General features: G+C 51.3%; 12 protein-coding genes. 8 read left to right on the forward strand and 4 right to left on the reverse strand.

Annotation, left to right across the window (positions count from 1 at the left end):
• Position 1: 1 nt before the first annotated feature.
• Positions 2–3,442: a ThuA domain-containing protein gene (locus ACQ4MZ_RS05080; RefSeq protein WP_430843496.1), complete on the forward strand. Its 3,441-nt coding sequence runs from the start codon at positions 2–4 to the stop codon at positions 3,440–3,442.
• A gap of 68 nt (positions 3,443–3,510) precedes the next feature.
• Here the strand turns inward: ACQ4MZ_RS05080 and ACQ4MZ_RS05085 are convergent, their stop codons facing one another.
• The gene (locus tag ACQ4MZ_RS05085; RefSeq protein ID WP_430843497.1) at positions 3,511–5,862 is read right to left on the reverse strand and encodes an ABC transporter permease; all 2,352 of its coding nucleotides are present in this window, start codon (positions 5,860–5,862) and stop codon (positions 3,511–3,513) included.
• Positions 5,863–6,103: 241 nt separating this feature from the next.
• On the opposite strand from ACQ4MZ_RS05085, the gene ACQ4MZ_RS05090 reads away from it, so the two are divergent.
• Positions 6,104–7,612: a glycosyltransferase family 39 protein gene (locus ACQ4MZ_RS05090; RefSeq protein WP_430843498.1), complete on the forward strand. Its 1,509-nt coding sequence runs from the start codon at positions 6,104–6,106 to the stop codon at positions 7,610–7,612.
• 205 nt (positions 7,613–7,817) lie between these two features.
• Positions 7,818–11,510, forward strand: a complete 3,693-nt coding sequence (locus tag ACQ4MZ_RS05095; protein ID WP_430843499.1) for an FG-GAP-like repeat-containing protein — start codon at positions 7,818–7,820, stop codon at positions 11,508–11,510.
• A gap of 69 nt (positions 11,511–11,579) precedes the next feature.
• On the opposite strand, the gene ACQ4MZ_RS05100 is transcribed toward ACQ4MZ_RS05095, so the two are convergent.
• A complete protein-coding gene (locus tag ACQ4MZ_RS05100; RefSeq protein ID WP_430843500.1) occupies positions 11,580–11,921 on the reverse strand; it encodes a winged helix-turn-helix transcriptional regulator in 342 nt (113 codons plus the stop codon).
• Between the two features lie 124 nt (positions 11,922–12,045).
• Here ACQ4MZ_RS05100 and ACQ4MZ_RS05105 point away from each other — a divergent pair, with 124 nt between their 5' ends.
• Positions 12,046–12,444, forward strand: coding sequence for a DoxX family protein (locus ACQ4MZ_RS05105; RefSeq protein ID WP_430843501.1), 399 nt, complete (start codon positions 12,046–12,048; stop codon positions 12,442–12,444).
• Here ACQ4MZ_RS05105 and hmpA read toward each other — a convergent pair whose 3' ends face one another.
• Entirely contained in the window at positions 12,445–13,647 is a 1,203-nt protein-coding gene (gene hmpA / locus ACQ4MZ_RS05110) for an NO-inducible flavohemoprotein (RefSeq protein ID WP_430843502.1), read from the reverse strand.
• 56 nt (positions 13,648–13,703) lie between these two features.
• On the reverse strand, positions 13,704–14,141 hold the full coding sequence (locus ACQ4MZ_RS05115) for an RrF2 family transcriptional regulator (RefSeq protein WP_430843503.1): 438 nt from the start codon (positions 14,139–14,141) through the stop codon (positions 13,704–13,706).
• Positions 14,142–14,330: 189 nt separating this feature from the next.
• Between ACQ4MZ_RS05115 and ACQ4MZ_RS05120 the strand changes: the two genes are divergently transcribed.
• The 4 genes from ACQ4MZ_RS05120 to ACQ4MZ_RS05135 all read left to right on the forward strand — a co-directional run bounded on the left by ACQ4MZ_RS05120 (position 14,331) and on the right by ACQ4MZ_RS05135 (position 18,318).
• A complete protein-coding gene (locus ACQ4MZ_RS05120) occupies positions 14,331–16,031 on the forward strand; it encodes a T9SS type A sorting domain-containing protein (RefSeq protein ID WP_430843504.1) in 1,701 nt (566 codons plus the stop codon).
• 137 nt (positions 16,032–16,168) lie between these two features.
• On the forward strand, positions 16,169–16,621 hold the full coding sequence (locus ACQ4MZ_RS05125; protein WP_430843505.1) for a carboxymuconolactone decarboxylase family protein: 453 nt from the start codon (positions 16,169–16,171) through the stop codon (positions 16,619–16,621).
• 56 nt (positions 16,622–16,677) lie between these two features.
• Positions 16,678–17,013: a YciI family protein gene (locus tag ACQ4MZ_RS05130; protein WP_430843506.1), complete on the forward strand. Its 336-nt coding sequence runs from the start codon at positions 16,678–16,680 to the stop codon at positions 17,011–17,013.
• 63 nt (positions 17,014–17,076) lie between these two features.
• Entirely contained in the window at positions 17,077–18,318 is a 1,242-nt protein-coding gene (locus ACQ4MZ_RS05135; RefSeq protein WP_430843507.1) for an RNA polymerase sigma factor, read from the forward strand.
• Positions 18,319–18,349: the final 31 nt, after the last annotated feature.

Here is an 18,349-nt window from a genome sequence, read left to right on the forward strand (position 1 = left end):
GATGAAGAAAAAATTACAGGGGGTGCTGCTTGGCTGTGCGTGGCTCCTCGTTGGCCACGTAATGGCGCAGGCGCCCAAAATGCAGGTGCTGGTTTTCAGCAAGACCGCGGCTTTCAGGCACCCGTCGATCGAGGCGGGGAAAAAGGCATTGAGCAAAATGGCGACTGAGAAAGGCTTTGGCGTCAGCTTTACGGAGGATGCCGCACAGTTTAAAGAAAGCAACCTGAAAAAATACAATGCGGTGATCTTCCTGAATACTACCGGGGATATCCTCGATGCGGAGCAGCAGAGCGCATTCGAGCGGTATATCCAGGCGGGTGGCGGCTATGTGGGCATTCACGCAGCCTCCGACACGGAATACGAATGGCCGTGGTACGGCGCATTGGCCGGTGCGTGGTTTCTAGACCATCCAATGCCCAACAATGTACAGAAAGGGAAGTTTATCGTGACCCAGAAAAACCATTGGGCGACACAGGGAATGCCCGACGAGTTTGAGCGGAGCGATGAATTTTACAGTTTCAAAAATATTTCCCCGAAAATCAACGTCGTCCTGAAAATCGACGAGAAAAGCTATACCGGCGGTAAAAACCCGGATTTTCACCCAATGAGCTGGTACCAGGAGTTCGATGGAGGCCGGTCGTTTTATACGGCAATGGGGCATACCGACGAAACTTTCGAAGAGCCGCTCTTCCTGAATCACCTCTGGGCGGGCATTCGCTACACCACGGGTGGCGACACGCCCAAACCGGTCGATTTTGCCAAGGCGCGTCCTGAGGAAAACCGTTTTTCGAAGGTCATACTGGCTGAAAAACTGGACGAACCGATGGAATTGAGTGTACTGGGCGACGGTCGAATCCTGTTTATCCAGCGAAAAGGCGAGATCTTGCTTTACAATATCAAAACCAAAGAACTCAAAACCATTGCGAAGCTGCCTGTGAGCACAAAGTATGTGAGCAAGGAAGGCAAGGAGTCGATGGGAGAGGATGGGCTGCTGGGGTTGAACAAAGACCCGAATTTTGCACAAAACCACTGGATTTACCTCTACTATTCCGACCCGAACGAATCGAAGAACGTACTGGCGCGCTTTGAGCTGAAAGGTGACGAGCTGGATCTGGCTTCGCGAAAAGTATTGCTGGATGTGCCTACGCAGCGCGAAGAATGCTGCCATACTGCCGGCTCTATTGCCTGGGATAAGGACGGTAACCTGTATCTCTCGACCGGCGACAATACCAACCCGCACGGCTCCAACGGTTACAGCCCGAGTGACGAACGTGCAGGCCGTGAGGCATGGGATGCGCAAAAGTCATCGGCGAATACGAACGACTTGCGGGGCAAGATTATCCGCATCAAACCACAGCCGGATGGCTCTTATACCATTCCGGAGGGCAACCTGTTCCCGAAAGGCACCGCGCAGACGCGCCCGGAAATTTACACGATGGGCCACCGCAACCCGTTCCGCATTTCGGTAGACCAGCACACCGGCTACGTATACTGGGGAGAGGTTGGTCCTGATGCCGCCAAGCCGGACCCTAACCGCGGCCCGGCAGGGCACGACGAGGTGGGACAGGCCCGGAAACCAGGGAACTTTGGCTGGCCGCATTTTGTGGGTGACAACAAGGCTTACAATAAATACGATTTCACGGCCAACCAGTCGGGAGAGAAATGGGACGCGGCTGCTCCTACCAACAATTCACCCAGCAATACCGGTTTGAAAGTGTTGCCGCCGGCACAGAAAGCATTTATCTGGTATCCTTATGACGCTTCGCCCGAGTTTCCGCTCGTGGGGGCAGGCGGACGTAACGCCATGGCCGGCCCGGTGTTCTATTCGGATGATTTCAAGAATGCGTCCCGCGCCTTTCCCGCATACTACAATGGAAAGCTGCTTGCCTATGAGTGGATGCGCGGCTGGATTATGGCCGTTTCGATGGATAAGGAAGGCAATTACACGTCGATGGAGCGCTTTATGCCGAGTTACAAGTTCTCGAATCCGATGGATATGGAATTTGCACAAAATGGTGACCTGTACATGCTCGAATATGGCTCTGGCTGGTTCTCTGCCAATGACGACGCCCGCCTGATCCGCATTGAATACAATGGCGGTAACCGCAAGCCAAAGATCGAAATGGCTGCGAACAAGCAGGGTGGTTCCGCCCCACTTGCATTGAAACTTACAGCGGCCGGTACCGACGATGCCGACGGGGATGCATTGACCTATTCTTGGAAAATCACTTCCAAAAACGGTTTTACCAAAACCATCAATACCCCGGATGCACAGCTGACACTCGCCAAAACGGGCGTTTACAAAGCGACATTGACTGTAAACGACGGCAAGGGTGGCATTTCGACGCAATCGGTGGATGTGACGGTCGGTAATGAAGCGCCGGTGCTGAGCCTGGATATGCCGGGTGCTAACAAGTCGTTTTTCGTGCCGGGCAAGCCGTTCCAGTATGATGTGAAAGTGAAGGATAAGGAAGATGGTACTTTGGGAAGCGGAATTGACGAGGATCGCGTCGCGGTTAATATCGACTATCTACCCGAAGGCTTCGACAAGGTGGCCATTGCCCAGGGACACCGGTCCGCCGATGCGGCTGCCCAGTTTGCGACCGGCAAGAAGCTGATAGAAGCGAGCGATTGCAAGGCTTGCCACGCCATCAGCAAGAAATCGATAGGGCCGGCCTATACCGATGTTGCCCGTAAATACAAAGGCAACAGCTCGGCGGTGGAGACTCTGACGAAGAAGGTGATCAATGGCGGGGGAGGCGTTTGGGGCGAAACGGCTATGGCCGCACACCCGCAGCTTTCGGCAGCGGATGCTTCGGAAATGGTTAAATATATCCTGAACCTTTCGGGAGACGCCGCGGCAAATGCCGCCTTGCCGGTCAAAGGCAGCTACACAGCCGCATTGCCTAGCGGCGATAAAGGCAAGGGGGTGTTCGTGGTGCGCGCAGCGTACGAGGACAAGGGCGCGAAAGGCCTGCCTGCGCTACGTTCCGAGCAGACGTTCGTCTTGCGTAATTCGAACCTGGACGTGCACGGCTTCGACGTGTATGACAATGTCAATAAAATGTCCTATGGTGGCAACAACCTTGCTATTCCATCGAAAACGGGGGCTTATATGGGCTTGAAGCAAGTCGATCTGAATGGCGTTTCGGCATTCCGCGTCATGGCGATGGCACCGAAGCCGCAGCTGAATGCATTGGGGGGCAAGGTAGAACTTCGGCTTGATAGCCCTACCGGCAAGGTGATAGGGGAGTCGGCGTACCTCGAACCGTCGGACAAGCTGGATTTTAAGCCATCGACCCTCGATATTCCTGTGAAACTTCCGGCATCGGACGGCAAGCCGCATGACGTATATATGATTTTTGTAAACCCTTCGAAATCTTCCGGCAGTCTGATGGTTGTTATGAGTGCACAGGCAGTGCTGGCATCGGCGGCTCAGTAGCGTTATCGCCTTGCATGGGTTTGTGTGTGGCGGTCCGGAAAACCGGACCGCCTTTATTTTGATGCCGTTTATTCGGTCTTCAGCGATTGGACGGGATCGGTCAGCGCAGCTTTAATGCTCTGGAAGCTGACTGTAAGCAATGCAATGCCGGTAGCGATAAGTCCGGCGAGCAAAAATATTTGCCAGGAAAGCTCGGTGCGGTAAGCAAAGTCGCTCAGCCAGCGATCCATCACATACCAGGAGGGCGGGGTAGCCAGCATAATGGCGATTAACACCAGTTTGATAAAATCCCGCGACAAGAGCGTCACCACACTGGCGACATTGGCACCAAGAACCTTTCTGATGCCGATTTCTTTCGTGCGCTGCTCGGCCGTGAATGCGGCCAGTCCGAGCAACCCGAGGCAGGATATGACAATCGCCATGATCCCGAAATAGCGGATGAGAACGCCCACGATCAGCTCGGAACGGTACATTTTCTCGAAAGATTCGTCGAGGAAATGATAAGTAAAAGGATAGTTCGGGTTGAATGCGTGTGTTACCTGCTCGATGTGTGCCAATGCGCGCGAGGTCTCGCCCGCCTTGATGCGGATCATCATGTGTTCGGTATTGAGTCCCTTGTAGTGGACCAGGATCAGCGGCTTGATTGCCGTGTGCAGGGAGGTAATGTGAAAGTCTTTCATAACACCTACAATAGTGCCTTTACCCATCCAGAATTTCACCTGTTTTCCCACGGGATCCTGCATTTTCATCAGGCGGGCCGCTGCCTCATTGATGATGTAATTGGTAGTGTCGGCAGCGAATTCTTTGGAGAAATCCCTTCCCGCAGCCATGCGGATATTCATAGTTTTGGTAAAATCATAACCCACATAAGTGGCAAATACGGTATTGTCGGTGTCCGGGTCGCGACCGGTCCAGTCGAGATCGCCAGAGTTGCCGTAGATATTGGTAGGTATTTCACCGACGGTAGTGGCTGCGGAGACTGTCGGGGATGCGAGGATTTCCTGGCGAAAGGGTTCCAGCCGGTTATTCAATTCACCTTCCAATGGAATATATACGATATTTTCCTTGTCGAGGCCAAGCCGTTTATTCTGGATATAATTCATCTGATTGCCGATGACCAGCGTGCCGACGATCAGGAAAATGGAGAGGCTGAACTGGAATACGACAAGTCCTTTCCGCAAATGGAGGCTGCTGTTTGAAAACGTCATTTTGCCTTTCAATATCCGCACCGGCTGCATCGCCGAGAGGTACAGCGCCGGATAGCTGCCTGCAACGATCCCGGTAATGAGTGTCAAACCGATAATGGAACTCCACAGGAACGGGTCGTTCCAATGCAGTTCGATGTTTTTCAGGACGATTTTGTTGAATACCGGGAGCACAAGCAACACCAGGAATGTCGCCAATATCGAAGCCAATGTGCTGACGATCAGTGATTCACCCAGAAACTGCATCACCAGGAATCTCTTTTCGGCCCCCACTACTTTGCGAACGCCCACTTCGCGGGCGCGTTTGAGCGAGCGGGCGGTAGCCAGGTTCATGAAGTTTACGCAGGCTATCAGCAGAATGAACACCGCCACGACAGAAAAGATGCGTACATATTCGATCCGCCCGCCGGAGGGTTTCAGGTTAGCGTACTCGGTGTAGAGGTAAGTATCGGCCATCTTTTGCAGCAACGGGAAAGACGTGAGCTGAGGCGGAGCGGCTTTTTTGATGACCTGTCGCATGACTTTTTCTACCTTCGCCGGATCCGCGCCCGGAGCCAATAATGCATACGTTTTGAAGCTGGAATTGCCCCACCACTTCATCCAGTCGGCTTCCTGGGCCTTGAAGTTGACGATCCAGTTGAAGCGGACGGACGAGTTATGCGGAATGTCCTCAAACACCGCGCTGACAATCATGTCCGAGGTATTATTCAGCCTCAGTGCTTTACCCACCGCACTGCTTTTCCCGAAATACTTTTCGGCCATTTTTCGCGAGATGGCAATGGACGTTGGTCGCTCGATCGCCTTGCTGGCTGAGCCTTCGATGAATGGTGTCTGGAACACCTTGAAAAAGCTGCTGCTTGCGTAAATGCCGGTTTCTTTTGTGGATTTTTCCCCGACCTGTACCAGGAGTTCGCGCTCGAAAGTGATTTTGGTGACGGCCCGGACATCGGTAACATTCTTTTCCAGGGTTTCCTGCCATGGGCTTGGTGTAACGTCGCTCACGCCGGTCTGGCCGTGTTCATTATAGGCAGAGCGGACGTAATAGATATCCGCAATCCCGGGATAGAAGCGGTTGAAAGATAACTCGTCTTTAACCCACAGCCAAATCAGCAGGCTGCAAGCCATACCGAGCGCGAGGCCGAAGATATTGATGAAGGAGAACAGCTTGTTTTTGAGCAGGCTGCGGATGGCGATGTTAAAATAGTTGCGAAGCATGGCAGGCCGGATTAAGACAGTTAAAGGTCGAACCGGTGTTGTCTAAAAATACGTTCCATGTTTGTGATCTTAATGTATTTAATTGTGAATCAATGTTTTGGTATTGGTTTTGATGAGGCGCTATGTCCGATTTCGGACAGGTGCAGGAGGCTGGCGGACAACGCTGCTGTGAAAATGGGTTTCAGAAAATAAAGTAAATGGCTTAATTACCCATTCTTTTCCTGGCACATCACAAACATCTATGAACCGGAGAACCACCCTGCTGCTGACTTTTATCGTCCTGAAATTCCTGCTCCAATATTTTCTTATCATCCCGGGCTATGACCTTCACCGGGATGAGTACCTGCACCTCGACCAGGGTAATCACCTGGCCTGGGGGTTCATGTCGGTGCCGCCCGTTACTTCCTGGATCGCCTGGGTGATCCGTGCGTTGGGTAACGGGGAATGGGCCGTGCGGTTCTTCCCGGTGCTGTTCGGAGCGCTGACGCTCCTGGTCGTATGGAGGGCCGTGGAAAGACTTGGAGGGAGCTTATTTGCCTGCATATTAGCCGGTTCCTGCGTGCTGTTTTCGGTTTTGCTGCGGTTGAACCAGCTTTTTCAGCCCAATTCCGTCGATGTGCTTTGCTGGACGACACTCTATTTCTGTCTGATCGGTTATATCAGTACCCAAAAACAACGGTGGCTTTATAGTTTGGCGGTGGTGTTTGCTATTGGTTTTTTGAATAAATACAACATTGTGTTTGCCGTCGTGGGGCTGCTGCCCGCCATTTTGCTGACGCCTCAGCGCAAGCTGCTGCTGAACAAGCATGTTTATTTTGCCCTGCTGCTTGCATTACTGCTCATTTCGCCTAATCTGATCTGGCAGTACCAAAACAATTTTCCCGTTTTTCACCACATGAAATTGCTGGCCGAAACGCAGCTCGTCAATATGAACCGCGCGGATTTCCTGAAGGAGCAATTGCTCTACTTCATGGGCGCGCTGTTTGTGATCGTCGCGGGGCTTTACGGGCTGCTCACTTACCGGCCGTTTGCACCCTACCGTTTGTTCTTTTTTGCAATCATTATTACCCTGGCTGTTTTTACCTACCTGCGTGCGAAAGGCTATTATGCCATTGGTATTTACCCTGTTTACATTGCATTCGGGGCTGTTTACATTGCCGAAAAAGTCAGTGCGGTCTGGCTGCGGACAGTATTTGTGCTGATCCCCGTGGTGCTATTCATTCCGCTGTTCAATGTGGCGTTCCCCAATAAAACCCCTGAGCAGATCATCGCCGATCCGGAGCCTTACCGGAAGCTGGGCATGCTGCGCTGGGAGGATGGCAGGGATCATCAGCTGCCGCAGGATTTTGCCGATATGCTCGGCTGGCGCGAGCTGGCTGCCAAAGTAGACGCTGCCTACGCCTCCATGCCCGACCGTGCCGTCACGCTGGTGCTTTGCGACAACTATGGCCAGGCCGGGGCCATTAATTACTATACCAAGGAAGGCGTCAGCGCGGTCGCATTCAACGCCGATTACTTAAATTGGTTCGACCTGACCCGAAAATACAGACACGTGATCCGCGTCAAAGAATGGCACAATAGCGGAACCGAACTGAAAGAAACGGGCCCTTTGTTTACCACCGGTTTCGCTGCGGATTCGGTGAACAATCGCTATTCGAGGGAATGGGGCACGACGGTTTTCGTCTTTCGTAACGCGCGGATTGATATTAATCGAAGAATAGCGGATGAGATTGCTGAGGAGCGTTGGTAGCGGTGCGTTACCGCTTCCCGAATGTCCCATTTAATACCAGTATCATGTTTCAAATGCTTCCCTGAAATTCCGGGAAGCATTTTTTATTCCGAAAGGTCAATGAATCCTAACCGATCGGACATTGCTTTCTTCTTCGTAACCTGCTCGGCATCAACTTGTAGTTTCAATCAGCATAATATCCCTTCAAATAAAACACGATGATTCTATGAAAAAGCACTACACGATCATTGGAAGCGAGGTAAGAATGGCCGCCTTTACAATCCTTGTGATTCTGGCAATGATAATCCGCAATCAGGAGAAACAGACTCCTTCCATGCCGCCGGAGACGGCTAAGCCCTTATTGACAAACGCCCCAACGGGCAGCACATTGACCAGCATTCAAAACGAAATTGCCAGGAGGGAGTACCACATTACCTACGATTCGGCGCATCACGCGCTGCAAAGCCCGAACCGGCTTCATAACCTCCGCGCCTACTACCGGCCCGGAAAACTTTCCATTCAGAACCGCATCGACTCGACAGGACAGAACTTCCGAATGGAGCTTATCAATGAAGGCGTTTACGCGGATGGAAAGCTGGTTGCCAAACCCGAATCCGATGCTGTAACGGATCATAGTAGCGATACGCTCACCATCATACACGATGGTTTTACCGAAGAATTCATTAACAACCATGCGGGTATCCGGCAGAACTTCATTATTTCCCAGGCGCCAACACATACGCGGCAGCTGTCCGTGCGCCTGTCCGTCCACGGCCTGCATGCCCGACAGCAGGATACCGATCATTTAGTATTCTATTCCGGTAACGGAGGCAAGCAAACCGACCGCCTCACATACAGCGATTTGAAATGCTGGGATGCAGAAGGCAAGCCTCTTACTGCAAGCATAGCGCTCCTTGGAAAACAAATTGAAATCAACGTCGACGTAGCCAATGCAGCCTACCCGATTACCATCGACCCGATCATCGCCAACGGAAGTCCCGCCAATGCCGACAAAACACTGGAAATCAACCAGACCTCTGCATGGCTGGGCTTTTCGGTATCGACCGCAGGCGATGTAAACGGCGATGGATACAGCGATGTGTTGGTAGGCGCTCCCAAATACGACAACGGCCAGGCCGACGAAGGCGCGGCTTTCTTATACCCCGGCACAGCCGGCGGAATCAGCCTCGCTGCTACGGTGCTGGAATGCAACCAGGCCAATGCGCAAATGGGATATTCGGTGAGCAATGCCGGGGACATCAACAACGATGGTTTCTCCGACATTATGGTGGGAGTGCCATATTACGATGCATCTGTATCCAATGAGGGTGTGGTGATGATCTACAAGGGTTCTGTAAACGGCTTGGTCACCAACAGCCCTTACGTTTTCAAGCTCGATCAGGCCGAGGCCAATTTGGGGATTTCCGTGGCCATGGCGGGCGATGTCAACGGGGACGGCTACTCGGACATGCTGGCCGGTGCCCATCAGTTTGATAATGGTCAGTCCAATGAAGGCGTAGGCGTGCTGATCCTGGGTGCGCCGAATGGTTTGGGATTGGTAACATTTCTGGAATGCAACCAGGCCAATGCCATGATGGGCTTTGCGGTGGCTGGCGCGGGTGATGTGGATGGAGATGGATTCAGTGACGTAATGGCCGGTGCACGGCTTTACAGCAATGGGCAAGCCCTGGAAGGTGCCGCTTTTGTTTTCAAAGGCTCGGCAAATGGGTTGATAACGGCTAATCCGACAATTATTGAAAGCAATCAAGTGGATGCCCGGCTCGGGCATGCGCTCTCGTCCGCAGGTGATGTGAATGGGGATGGGTTTAGCGATGTGCTGGTGGGAAGTTATGCATTTGATCATGGGCAGACCGATGAGGGAAGTGTTTTTATTTGGTATGGGGGAGGAAGTGGTATTAAAGAAAATGTTGTTACAAATCTGGAAATGAATCAACCTCTAAGCCAATTTGGCTGGTCAGTGGCAAGTGCAGGTGATGTTAACGGGGATGGCTTTGGTGACGTGATTATCTCAGCAAACAGTTACGATAACGGACAACCCGTTGAGGGTACTGCTTTTGTCTTCCATGGATCCGCCCAGGGATTGTCCACCATTCCAAACGCCACATTTGAAGGCAATCAACAGCACGCGGGTTTAGGATCAGTGTCCAGTGCCGGGGATGTAAACGGAGACGGTTTTGGGGATGTGATCATAGGTATGCCATTATTTGATATTGGCACATCAGATGAAGGAAAAGTCTGCATCTTTTATGGATCTCCATCAGGCCTCAGCCAGATCAATGAAACGACAATTCTCGGGACTCAGCATGAAGGCAATTTCGGAAAATCCGTTTCCAGTACTGGCGACTTAAATAATGATGGCTTTAGTGACATCGTTATTGGTGAGCCCGGATACGACATATATCAGGAATTCACAGATGAAGGCAGGGCATTTATTTATTATGGTTCATCACAAGGGATAGATCTAAACCCAGTTATAGTTAATGGCGCTCTTAATGGATTTTACCTGGGGAATACTGTTTCTGGTGGTGTAGACGTAAATGGCGATGGATTTGATGATGCTCTAATTGGACACCCGTTTTATTCAAATGGTCAAAACTACGAAGGTGCCGTATACGTTCTCTACGGTTCCCAGTTGAAAATTAATCCAGCCAATGCGACTATCCTTCAAAGTAACATTGAAGGAGCCGAAATGGGTGGGGTGTGCAGTGCGGGAGACATCAATGGCGACGGCTTTGGTGATATTGCAGTTGGCGCGCAGTGGTTAAGTAATGGCCAATACGATGAAGGGGCCATTTTTATATACTATGGCTCTGCCAACGGCTTAACTAACGTGCCAACCATTATTGAAAGCAATGTCGCGAGTAGCAATTTTGGCAATGTGTCATCGGTTGGCGATGTGAATGGCGATGGATATTGTGACCTGGTTGTTGGAGCTATCGGGTATACCCATGTTCAGGTTAACGAAGGAGCAGCGTATCTATTTCTGGGTTCATCGAGCGGAATTTCACCTTCACACAACATATTGATAGAAGGAAATCAAGAGAGCGCATTCTTAGGTAACTCCGTCGCCGGTGCCGGGGATATTAATGGCGATGGTTTCAGCGACATTATCGTAAGTGCCCATCAATATGATAATGGCCAAACAAATGAAGGAAAAGCCTGGGTCTACTACGGCAACAGCACATTAGGCACCCGCAACAACCTCCGCCTCTACAACACCGACCTCTCTACCCCCATCAACCACACCCAATTCCCCCAAACCAACTTCGGCGCCGGCCTCTTTGCCAAGTCGTTTACAGGCCGAAACAAAGGCAAGCTGGTATGGGAAACCAAGCCGACAGGACAAGGCTTTTCCAAAGGCAGCAACAACCGCATTACCAACAGTACCCAATCCACAAATTCACAAAGTTCCTATTCGAACTTGGGTACCACTGGTTTGGAACTGAAAAATGTGATTGACAAGCAAGGGCCGAGCACCAAGGTGCGGGTGCGTGTCAAATATGATCCCGTTTTAGCATTAACCGGGCAACCCTATGGGCCATGGCGCTATTTACCGGCCTATCTGATGGGAAATAGTACTGCGCCTGTGCCGGAGGAAAAAGGAGGTAATTTATCAGAAACTATCGAAAAGAAAGCAATCCGTTTAGATGAGGGTAAAGCATCGGAGCTGGCTACTATTTATCCCAACCCCGTTTCCAACCGGTTGAATATCGATTTCAAGGACAATGACCGGGTGCTGAATTTGAAAATCCTCACAGCAAGCGGGTCGGAGGTATATCAATCAACCGGATTCCGGTCAGTCGTCGATGTGAGCCAATTCTCCGAAGGCACTTACTTCCTGATCATCACGAAAACGGACGGCTCCCATACCACCCGTCAAATACTGGTACGCAGATAATTGCACAAGACCTCATACATTTGGTTTACATGTAATGCAAAAGGCGTTCGCGAGATTCGCGGACGCCTTTTAATTGCCCCTGATAATCTTCGCCCGATGCGCCAAACCCCAGTAATGCAGCTCTTCCAGCACTTTTTCAAGTGAAGCGCCATGCTCGGTAATGGAGTATTCCACCGTAGGAGGGAAGGTATCAAATACGCGCCGGTTTATAAGTTGGTTCATCTCCAATGCCTTCAGTTCTTTGGATAAAACCTTATCGGTAATGCCGGTAACTTCGGCGGAGAGTTGCCTGAATCGCTTAGGCCCCGACGATAGCGCAAAGAGTATCAGCAGTTTCCATCGCCCTTCCAGCGCTTCGAGGGCATCGCGGATCGATAGTGCGGTTTTAGGGCAGCCGTTTCCTGTCAGCATTTCAGGTATTTGTGGGTGATAGGTTGCATTACTATCCGATTGGAAAGTACTATCCGATCGGGAAAGTACTATCGAACGGAAAGCGAAGATAAATACTTTTGCTTCCTCACAAAACATCATTTTTATGGCAATCAGGAAATTTTCGAAGGGGCTGCATATCGCATTGTGGCTGACGCAGGTACTGTTATCGGTAACACTTGTCTGGGCTGCCTGGATGAAACTGTTTCAACCCGCAGAAGCGCTGTCGGCTATGTGGCCGTGGACGGGGCAGGTACCGCGGTTGGTGGTGAAGCTGACGGGCATTGCCGACTTGCTGGGCGGCATCGGTCTGGTACTACCCGCATTGACGAATATCCGGCCGGCATTAACTTTTGTTGCAGCGGCCGGCGTAGTTCTCCTCATGGCCTGTGCGATGGTTTTTCACCTTTCTAGAGGTGAGTCGCCCGTGTTCAATATTGTCTTCGGCGCGCTTGCCGCATGGGTAGCGTGGGGGAGGCAGGAAGGGGCCGCCTCCCTTTGCTAGTTAGTTGACCGACCATGAAAGCGGGCCGAATTCTTCAAAATGAATGTTCGATTGCTCGATGCCGCGGTCGATCAGGTAGCGGTAGTGCTGGCGAATGAACGGACCGGGCCCGCAGATGTAGTATTTGGCGTCGGGATGCAGCGCGTTTTCGGGAAGCTGGTCGAGGGATACCCAGCCCAGGTATTCGTTCGCGGCCAATTTATCGGCGGAGTCGTAGAAGAAATGTTTTTCGACATTGGCCACGGCTTTGGAAATGGCATGCAAGTCGGCCTTGAATGCGTGTACCTGCTCGTTGCGGCACCCATGTACCCAAGTGATAGGCACGGTCGCCTCGGTGCGCACGAGGGTTTCGAGCATGGATATTAACGGGGTCTGGCCCACGCCGCCGCTGATGAATACCTGCGGTTTGCCATCCTCCGCCTGCAAGGTGAAATTGCCGGACGGTGCCGAAAGGTCTACCACGTCGCCCGGCTCTACGAAATCGTGCAGGCGGTTACTGATCATGCCGTCGGGGTGCTGGCTACCGGCTTCACGCTTCACCGAAATGCGGTAGAATTCGCCATTCGGCGCGCTCGAAAGACTGTATTGCCTTGGCTGTTGCAGGTTGATTTCGGGAAGAAACAGGCGTATGCTGATGTATTGGCCCGGCTTGAAATCGGCCACCGCGCCGCCATCGACCGGGTAGAGGTAGAAAGAAGTGATCTCATCCGATTCCCTCACTTTCTTGCGTACCACAAATGGGCGCCAGCCCGACCAGCCGCCCGGCACGTTCACTTTTTCGTCGTACAGCTTCTGCTCGTGCCCGCTCATGAGCGTTGCCAGTTGGGCATAGGCGACGGTCCACGCGTCGAGGAGCTCGGGCGTGGCCGCCTCGCCGAGCACTTCGGCAATGGAGGCGATGAGGTGCCGGCCCACAATCGCGTAATGCTCAGGGCGTATGTGCAGGCTCGCATGCTTGTGCCCGATGGTGTCGATCACCGGCAGGAGCACCGACGGGTCCTCGATATGTTCTGCGTAGGCCAGTACGGCCATGGCAAGGGCGGTTTGCTGACGTTTATTTTGTTGGTTACCCATATTGAAAAGGTGCTTCAACTCGGGGTTGTGCGTAAACATCCGATTGTAAAAATGAGTGGTAAGTAATACGCCGTGCTCTTTCAGGACTGGCACTGTGGCTTGTACGAGCTCTTTTTGTAGTGGGGACATAGATTTGAAGTTTAAAAATAAAGGATATTTTTGTCCTTTATTTAGGTAAAAAAATATTATTTGTTGAGGGTAAGATGCCCGGCGAGGAGCCCTTCATTGAACTTACCGATCGAAGTGTTTTGCAGCATGACCACGATCTGGCTCCTGATCTTTTTGAAATCGTTGTGCAGTGGACACGGATTGGCCTCCGAGCAATAGCTGAGGCCCATTCCGCAGCCGGTGAAAATGCTGTCGCCTTCAATGGCCTGGACAATGTCGGCCAGCGGGCGTTGCAAGCCTCCCGAATCCACATAAAATCCCCCGTTTGGGCCTTTCGAGGACAGGATAAGCCCGTCTTTACTTAGCTTTTGCAGGATTTTGGCCAGGAATGGTTCAGGCGAGTTGATATGCAAAGCAATCTCGCGGATTCCGACTTTCTGGCCTTCCTCCGACTTTTGAGCGATGTAAAACACCGCCCGCATCGCATACTCGCATGTTTTTGAAAATATTCCCATGGATTGATTCAGGTATTTCGCCGCTTACCAGCTGCAAAGGTAAGCACTGAGGAATTGATAAAGGAGTTTTTTGTCTTTTATTGTTTCGCCCCATTTTCGGAAACTGGGAATTTTACTATTTGGTATGGCTATTTCCCTATCAATCAACTATATTCATCTCAGTATACTCAACGTTAATCACTACTACTCATGAAAACAGCTCTATGCAGGTTTTTGCAGATTTGTCTGCTCAATTCCCTTATTTTTCCCGCGCTGAAAGCCCAGACATGCTCCTTTACAGACCTGCGCCTGAACTCCCAATCGGCCGTTAATTCATTCAGTTCTTCCTGTAAGACGATCAATGGAAATATCACTGTTTCAGGCGCGGATATTACGGACCTTACCCCTTTACAGAATATCGAAACCATGAATGGAAGGCTGACGATACAGAACAATCCGGCTTTGGCGAGTCTTAGCGGATTGAAAAACCTGGCCGTAGCGCAGCACGTGTTGATTTACTATAATGATCTGCTGAACGACCTGACCGGATTGGAGAAATTGAAGTCGATTTGGGGAACGACTCATATCCGCTATAATAAGGGGCTGGTTAATCTGAAAGGCCTGGATAGCCTGGCCAATGCGAGCACATTTTACATTACCAACAATGATTCGCTGACCAGCCTGTCGGGGTTGGGCAGCCTCGAAACAGTGAGCGATATTTTGGCGATCGGCTCGAACAAGAGCCTTGCCAGCCTGAACGGATTGACCAAATTAAATGCTGTCAGTCGGATCAATATCGGCGAAAACGATGGATTGGCAGACCTCTCGGGATTAGAGCAATTAACGTCTGTCAGCTATCAGATAAATATCACTTCCAACAAAAACCTGACAAGCCTGAATGGCCTGACGAGCCTCAATTATTTAAGTGAGGCCTACATTAGCAATAATGATCTGCTAACCGACTTGTCCGGCTTAGACAACATAAGCTCTGTCTACTGGCTCGTGGTGGGCGAAAATAGCGGTCTTACCAGTCTGGCAGGATTGCACAACCTTACTTCGGCAACCAATTTTATCATACGGGGCAATGACCTGTTGCCCGATTTGTCGGGATTGGAGGGCCTTACCAGCGTCGGTTGGTTGCAGATCAGCGATAATCCGGCATTGACGAGCCTTTCAGGCCTGGGAACGGGCACGAACGCCGGACGGGTTAGTGCCGGCGGAAGAGTGGCCGCACTTACACTGGGCGGGTTGGTTATCAGGGATAATATCCAGCTGACTAGCTGTTCCATTGCTGCTGTGTGTGATTTTGTGAATACCAACACTGCCACCATCAGTGGAAACGGCGCTGGCTGTGGTAGCCAGACGGCAGTGCAAGCGGGCTGCTCTGCGCTGCCGGTGACGCTTTCTCATTTTACGGCCAAGGCGGAGGTAGGTACTGCTGTTTTGGTGTGGACAACTGCGGAGGAACGCAGTGTTGCCGTTTTTGAAGTGGAGCATAGCTTTGACGCAGTAACCTGGTATAAGGCAGGCGAACAGAGTGCGGTAGGAGAGAGCAATGCCCTTGTACAATATCAATGGGTGCACCTCACGCCTGCCGCTGGACGGAACTACTATCGTCTTAAAATGAAAGACCTCGATGGTTCCTATTCTTACAGCCAGATTGCAAGTCTCGCATTTGACGGCAAAGCTCGCGCTGCGGTCTATCCCAATCCGGTTTCAGATGTGCTGATTGTTGAAAATAGCAAAGAAATTGTCCTGTTCCGGATTCTCAACGCAGAGGGGAGAAAGGTGTACGAGGCGGCCAAAGTACCCGAAGCGGTCCCCATAAAAGGCCTGCCTGCGGGCACTTATCAGGTTCAGATTACGAGGCAGAATGGATTGGTGCAAAAACAAAGGATTGCTATTCTGTGACTTAATTAATTGATAGTGAGTTATTTTCTCCGGCTGGAATAGCGGCCGGAGATTTTTTTTAAAAATTTTTTCCAATTTCTGTCCAGATCTGAAAACCCGGTTGTCATTAGGTTTTTTAACTCAAAAAAATCTCAGAAATGGAAACCAGACTTAGTTTTTTCGAAAAAGGACAAAATGCAGTGAAGCCGCTTTTCAATCTTAACGGCTATATCAAAAAATCGACGCTTGGACGCCAGTTGGTGGAATTGATCGACTTCCGTATTTCTCAAATCAACGGATGCGCTTACTGCCTGGATATGCACTCCAAAGAGCTGCGGGCGATGGGTGAAACCGAGCAACGCCTGTACGGGTTGAGCGCATGGCGCGAGGCTCCTTACTACACCGACCGTGAGCGCGCCGCATTTGCATGGGCCGAAGCTGTGAATGCATTGCACGTAACCGACGAAGTGTACAGAGAAGTTGCGTCGCAGTTCACAGAAGAGGAAATCGTAGACCTGACGATGGTCGTTTCGGCAATCAGGAGCTGGAACAGCATCAATATTGCATTCCCCGCAGCAATCGGAACTTATCGCGTCGGCCAGTTTGGTTGATTTTGCCCAAAACTGATTAGCTTTCGGATTCAGACACTTTAACACATTACCGCATTATGGACGAGTTCTTATTGGTATTCCGGCGCGATTTCAAGAACAAGGAAATTCAGCCATCCCCCGAACAGTTGCAGGCGCATTTTGAAAAATGGCATGCGTGGTATGATAAAATGACCGCCGAAGACCGGATTGTGCTCCGGAGGCGGTGGGATGGGGAAGGCCTGGTGGTGAATGCGCAAAAGACCGTGCTGAATGGCCCTTATGCCGAGATCAAGGAGACGATCGGCGGGGCGGTGATTATCCGCGCGGCGGATTATCAAGAGGCAGCCGAACTGGCCAAGGCTGTGCCTATTCTGGAATTCGGCGGAAATGTGGAAATCCGGAAGGCGCTCTGATGGCAGTTTGCTGATCCTTTTTGATATTTGCAAGGTCCGGCTTTCCCGCCGGACCTTACTATCATGGGGGAAAACGAACTGCTGCCACACCTTTTCAGGACCGAATACCGTAAAATCGTTGCCGTGCTGTGCTACCTGTTCGGGATCGAGCATGTCGAGATTGCCGAGGACATTGCGAGCGACACATTTTTGGCCGCTGCGGAAACGTGGGCTATCAAGGGCGTCCCCGAAAACCCGGCTGCCTGGCTGTATACCGTTGCTAAAAATCGGACAAAGAACCATTTGAAGCGTAATGCGCTGTTCGAGCAGAAAGTGGCGGAGGAGATCCGCTATTCGTCTGACAAAGAGGCGGAAATAGAGATCGATATGTCGCCCAGGAACATTACAGACAGCCAGTTGGCCATGATTTTCGCCGTTTGCAACCCGCTGATCCCGGCCGATTCACAGGTGGCGCTCGCGTTGAACCTGCTTTGCGGTTTTGGTGTCCAGGAAATTGCAGACGCGTTTTTGCTGAATAAGGAGGTAGTGTACAAGCGCATTCAGCGCGCCAAGGAAAAACTGAAAGAAGGGGAGATCAGCATCGCGCCGCCGAGCGCGACCGAAATCACCGACCGGCTGGAAACCGTGCTGACGACCATTTATTTGCTTTATTCCGAAGGCTACTATTCCATTTCCCAGAATACCACGTTACGCAAGGAACTTTGCGCGGAGGCCATGCGGCTGAATTTTCTTTTAATGGAAAGCGAGCTGACCGACCGCCCGGAAGTGAGCGCGTTGCTTTCGTTGATGTGCTTCCATTCGTCGCGGTTCGAAGCCCGTACGAATCAGAACGGTGAAATGGTGCTTTATGAAGACCAGGACGAATCGCTATGGAATCGGGAGCTTATCGAACGCGGGGCCTATTATCTCAGTCGTGCTTCTGCCGGCGAAAAACTCAGCCGCTACCATCTCGAAGCCGGCATTGCCTATTGGCATACACATAAGGAAGATTCGTCTGAAAAGTGGGAGAGCATTCTCGACCTGTATAACCATTTGCTGGCTGTTGAATATTCACCTGTTGCCGCATTGAACCGCATTTATGCCCTTGCCAAAGTGCATGGAAAGGAAGCTGCAATCGCCGAAGCGAAGCATTTGAACCTGACCGGCAACCATTTCTACTATTCGCTGCTTGGTAACCTCTACACCGGCATTGACCAGGCGCAGGCCGTGGCACATTACGAAACGGCCATCCAGCTAGCACATTCGGAGTCGGATAAGGCAATCCTGTTCAGGAATATCGCACGTTTGCAGGATAATGTGGGTTGATATCCTATATTAGGCTATTCTAATCTTGCAA

The organism is Dyadobacter sp. BHUBP1 (genome assembly GCF_050587785.1).
Taxonomy (GTDB): domain Bacteria; phylum Bacteroidota; class Bacteroidia; order Cytophagales; family Spirosomataceae; genus Dyadobacter.

Coding starts and splice junctions, on each gene's coding strand:
- ACQ4MZ_RS05080 (WP_430843496.1), top strand. CDS start 2: ATGAAGAAAAAATTACAGGGGGTGCTGCTTGGCTGTGCGTGGCTCCTC.
- ACQ4MZ_RS05130 (WP_430843506.1), top strand. CDS start 16,678: ATGGACGAGTTCTTATTGGTATTCCGGCGCGATTTCAAGAACAAGGAA.
- ACQ4MZ_RS05105 (WP_430843501.1), top strand. CDS start 12,046: ATGGCAATCAGGAAATTTTCGAAGGGGCTGCATATCGCATTGTGGCTG.
- ACQ4MZ_RS05120 (WP_430843504.1), top strand. CDS start 14,331: ATGAAAACAGCTCTATGCAGGTTTTTGCAGATTTGTCTGCTCAATTCC.
- hmpA (WP_430843502.1), bottom strand. CDS start 13,647: ATGTCCCCACTACAAAAAGAGCTCGTACAAGCCACAGTGCCAGTCCTG.
- ACQ4MZ_RS05135 (WP_430843507.1), top strand. CDS start 17,077: ATGGGGGAAAACGAACTGCTGCCACACCTTTTCAGGACCGAATACCGT.
- ACQ4MZ_RS05125 (WP_430843505.1), top strand. CDS start 16,169: ATGGAAACCAGACTTAGTTTTTTCGAAAAAGGACAAAATGCAGTGAAG.
- ACQ4MZ_RS05115 (WP_430843503.1), bottom strand. CDS start 14,141: ATGGGAATATTTTCAAAAACATGCGAGTATGCGATGCGGGCGGTGTTT.
- ACQ4MZ_RS05095 (WP_430843499.1), top strand. CDS start 7,818: ATGAAAAAGCACTACACGATCATTGGAAGCGAGGTAAGAATGGCCGCC.
- ACQ4MZ_RS05090 (WP_430843498.1), top strand. CDS start 6,104: ATGAACCGGAGAACCACCCTGCTGCTGACTTTTATCGTCCTGAAATTC.
- ACQ4MZ_RS05100 (WP_430843500.1), bottom strand. CDS start 11,921: ATGCTGACAGGAAACGGCTGCCCTAAAACCGCACTATCGATCCGCGAT.
- ACQ4MZ_RS05085 (WP_430843497.1), bottom strand. CDS start 5,862: ATGCTTCGCAACTATTTTAACATCGCCATCCGCAGCCTGCTCAAAAAC.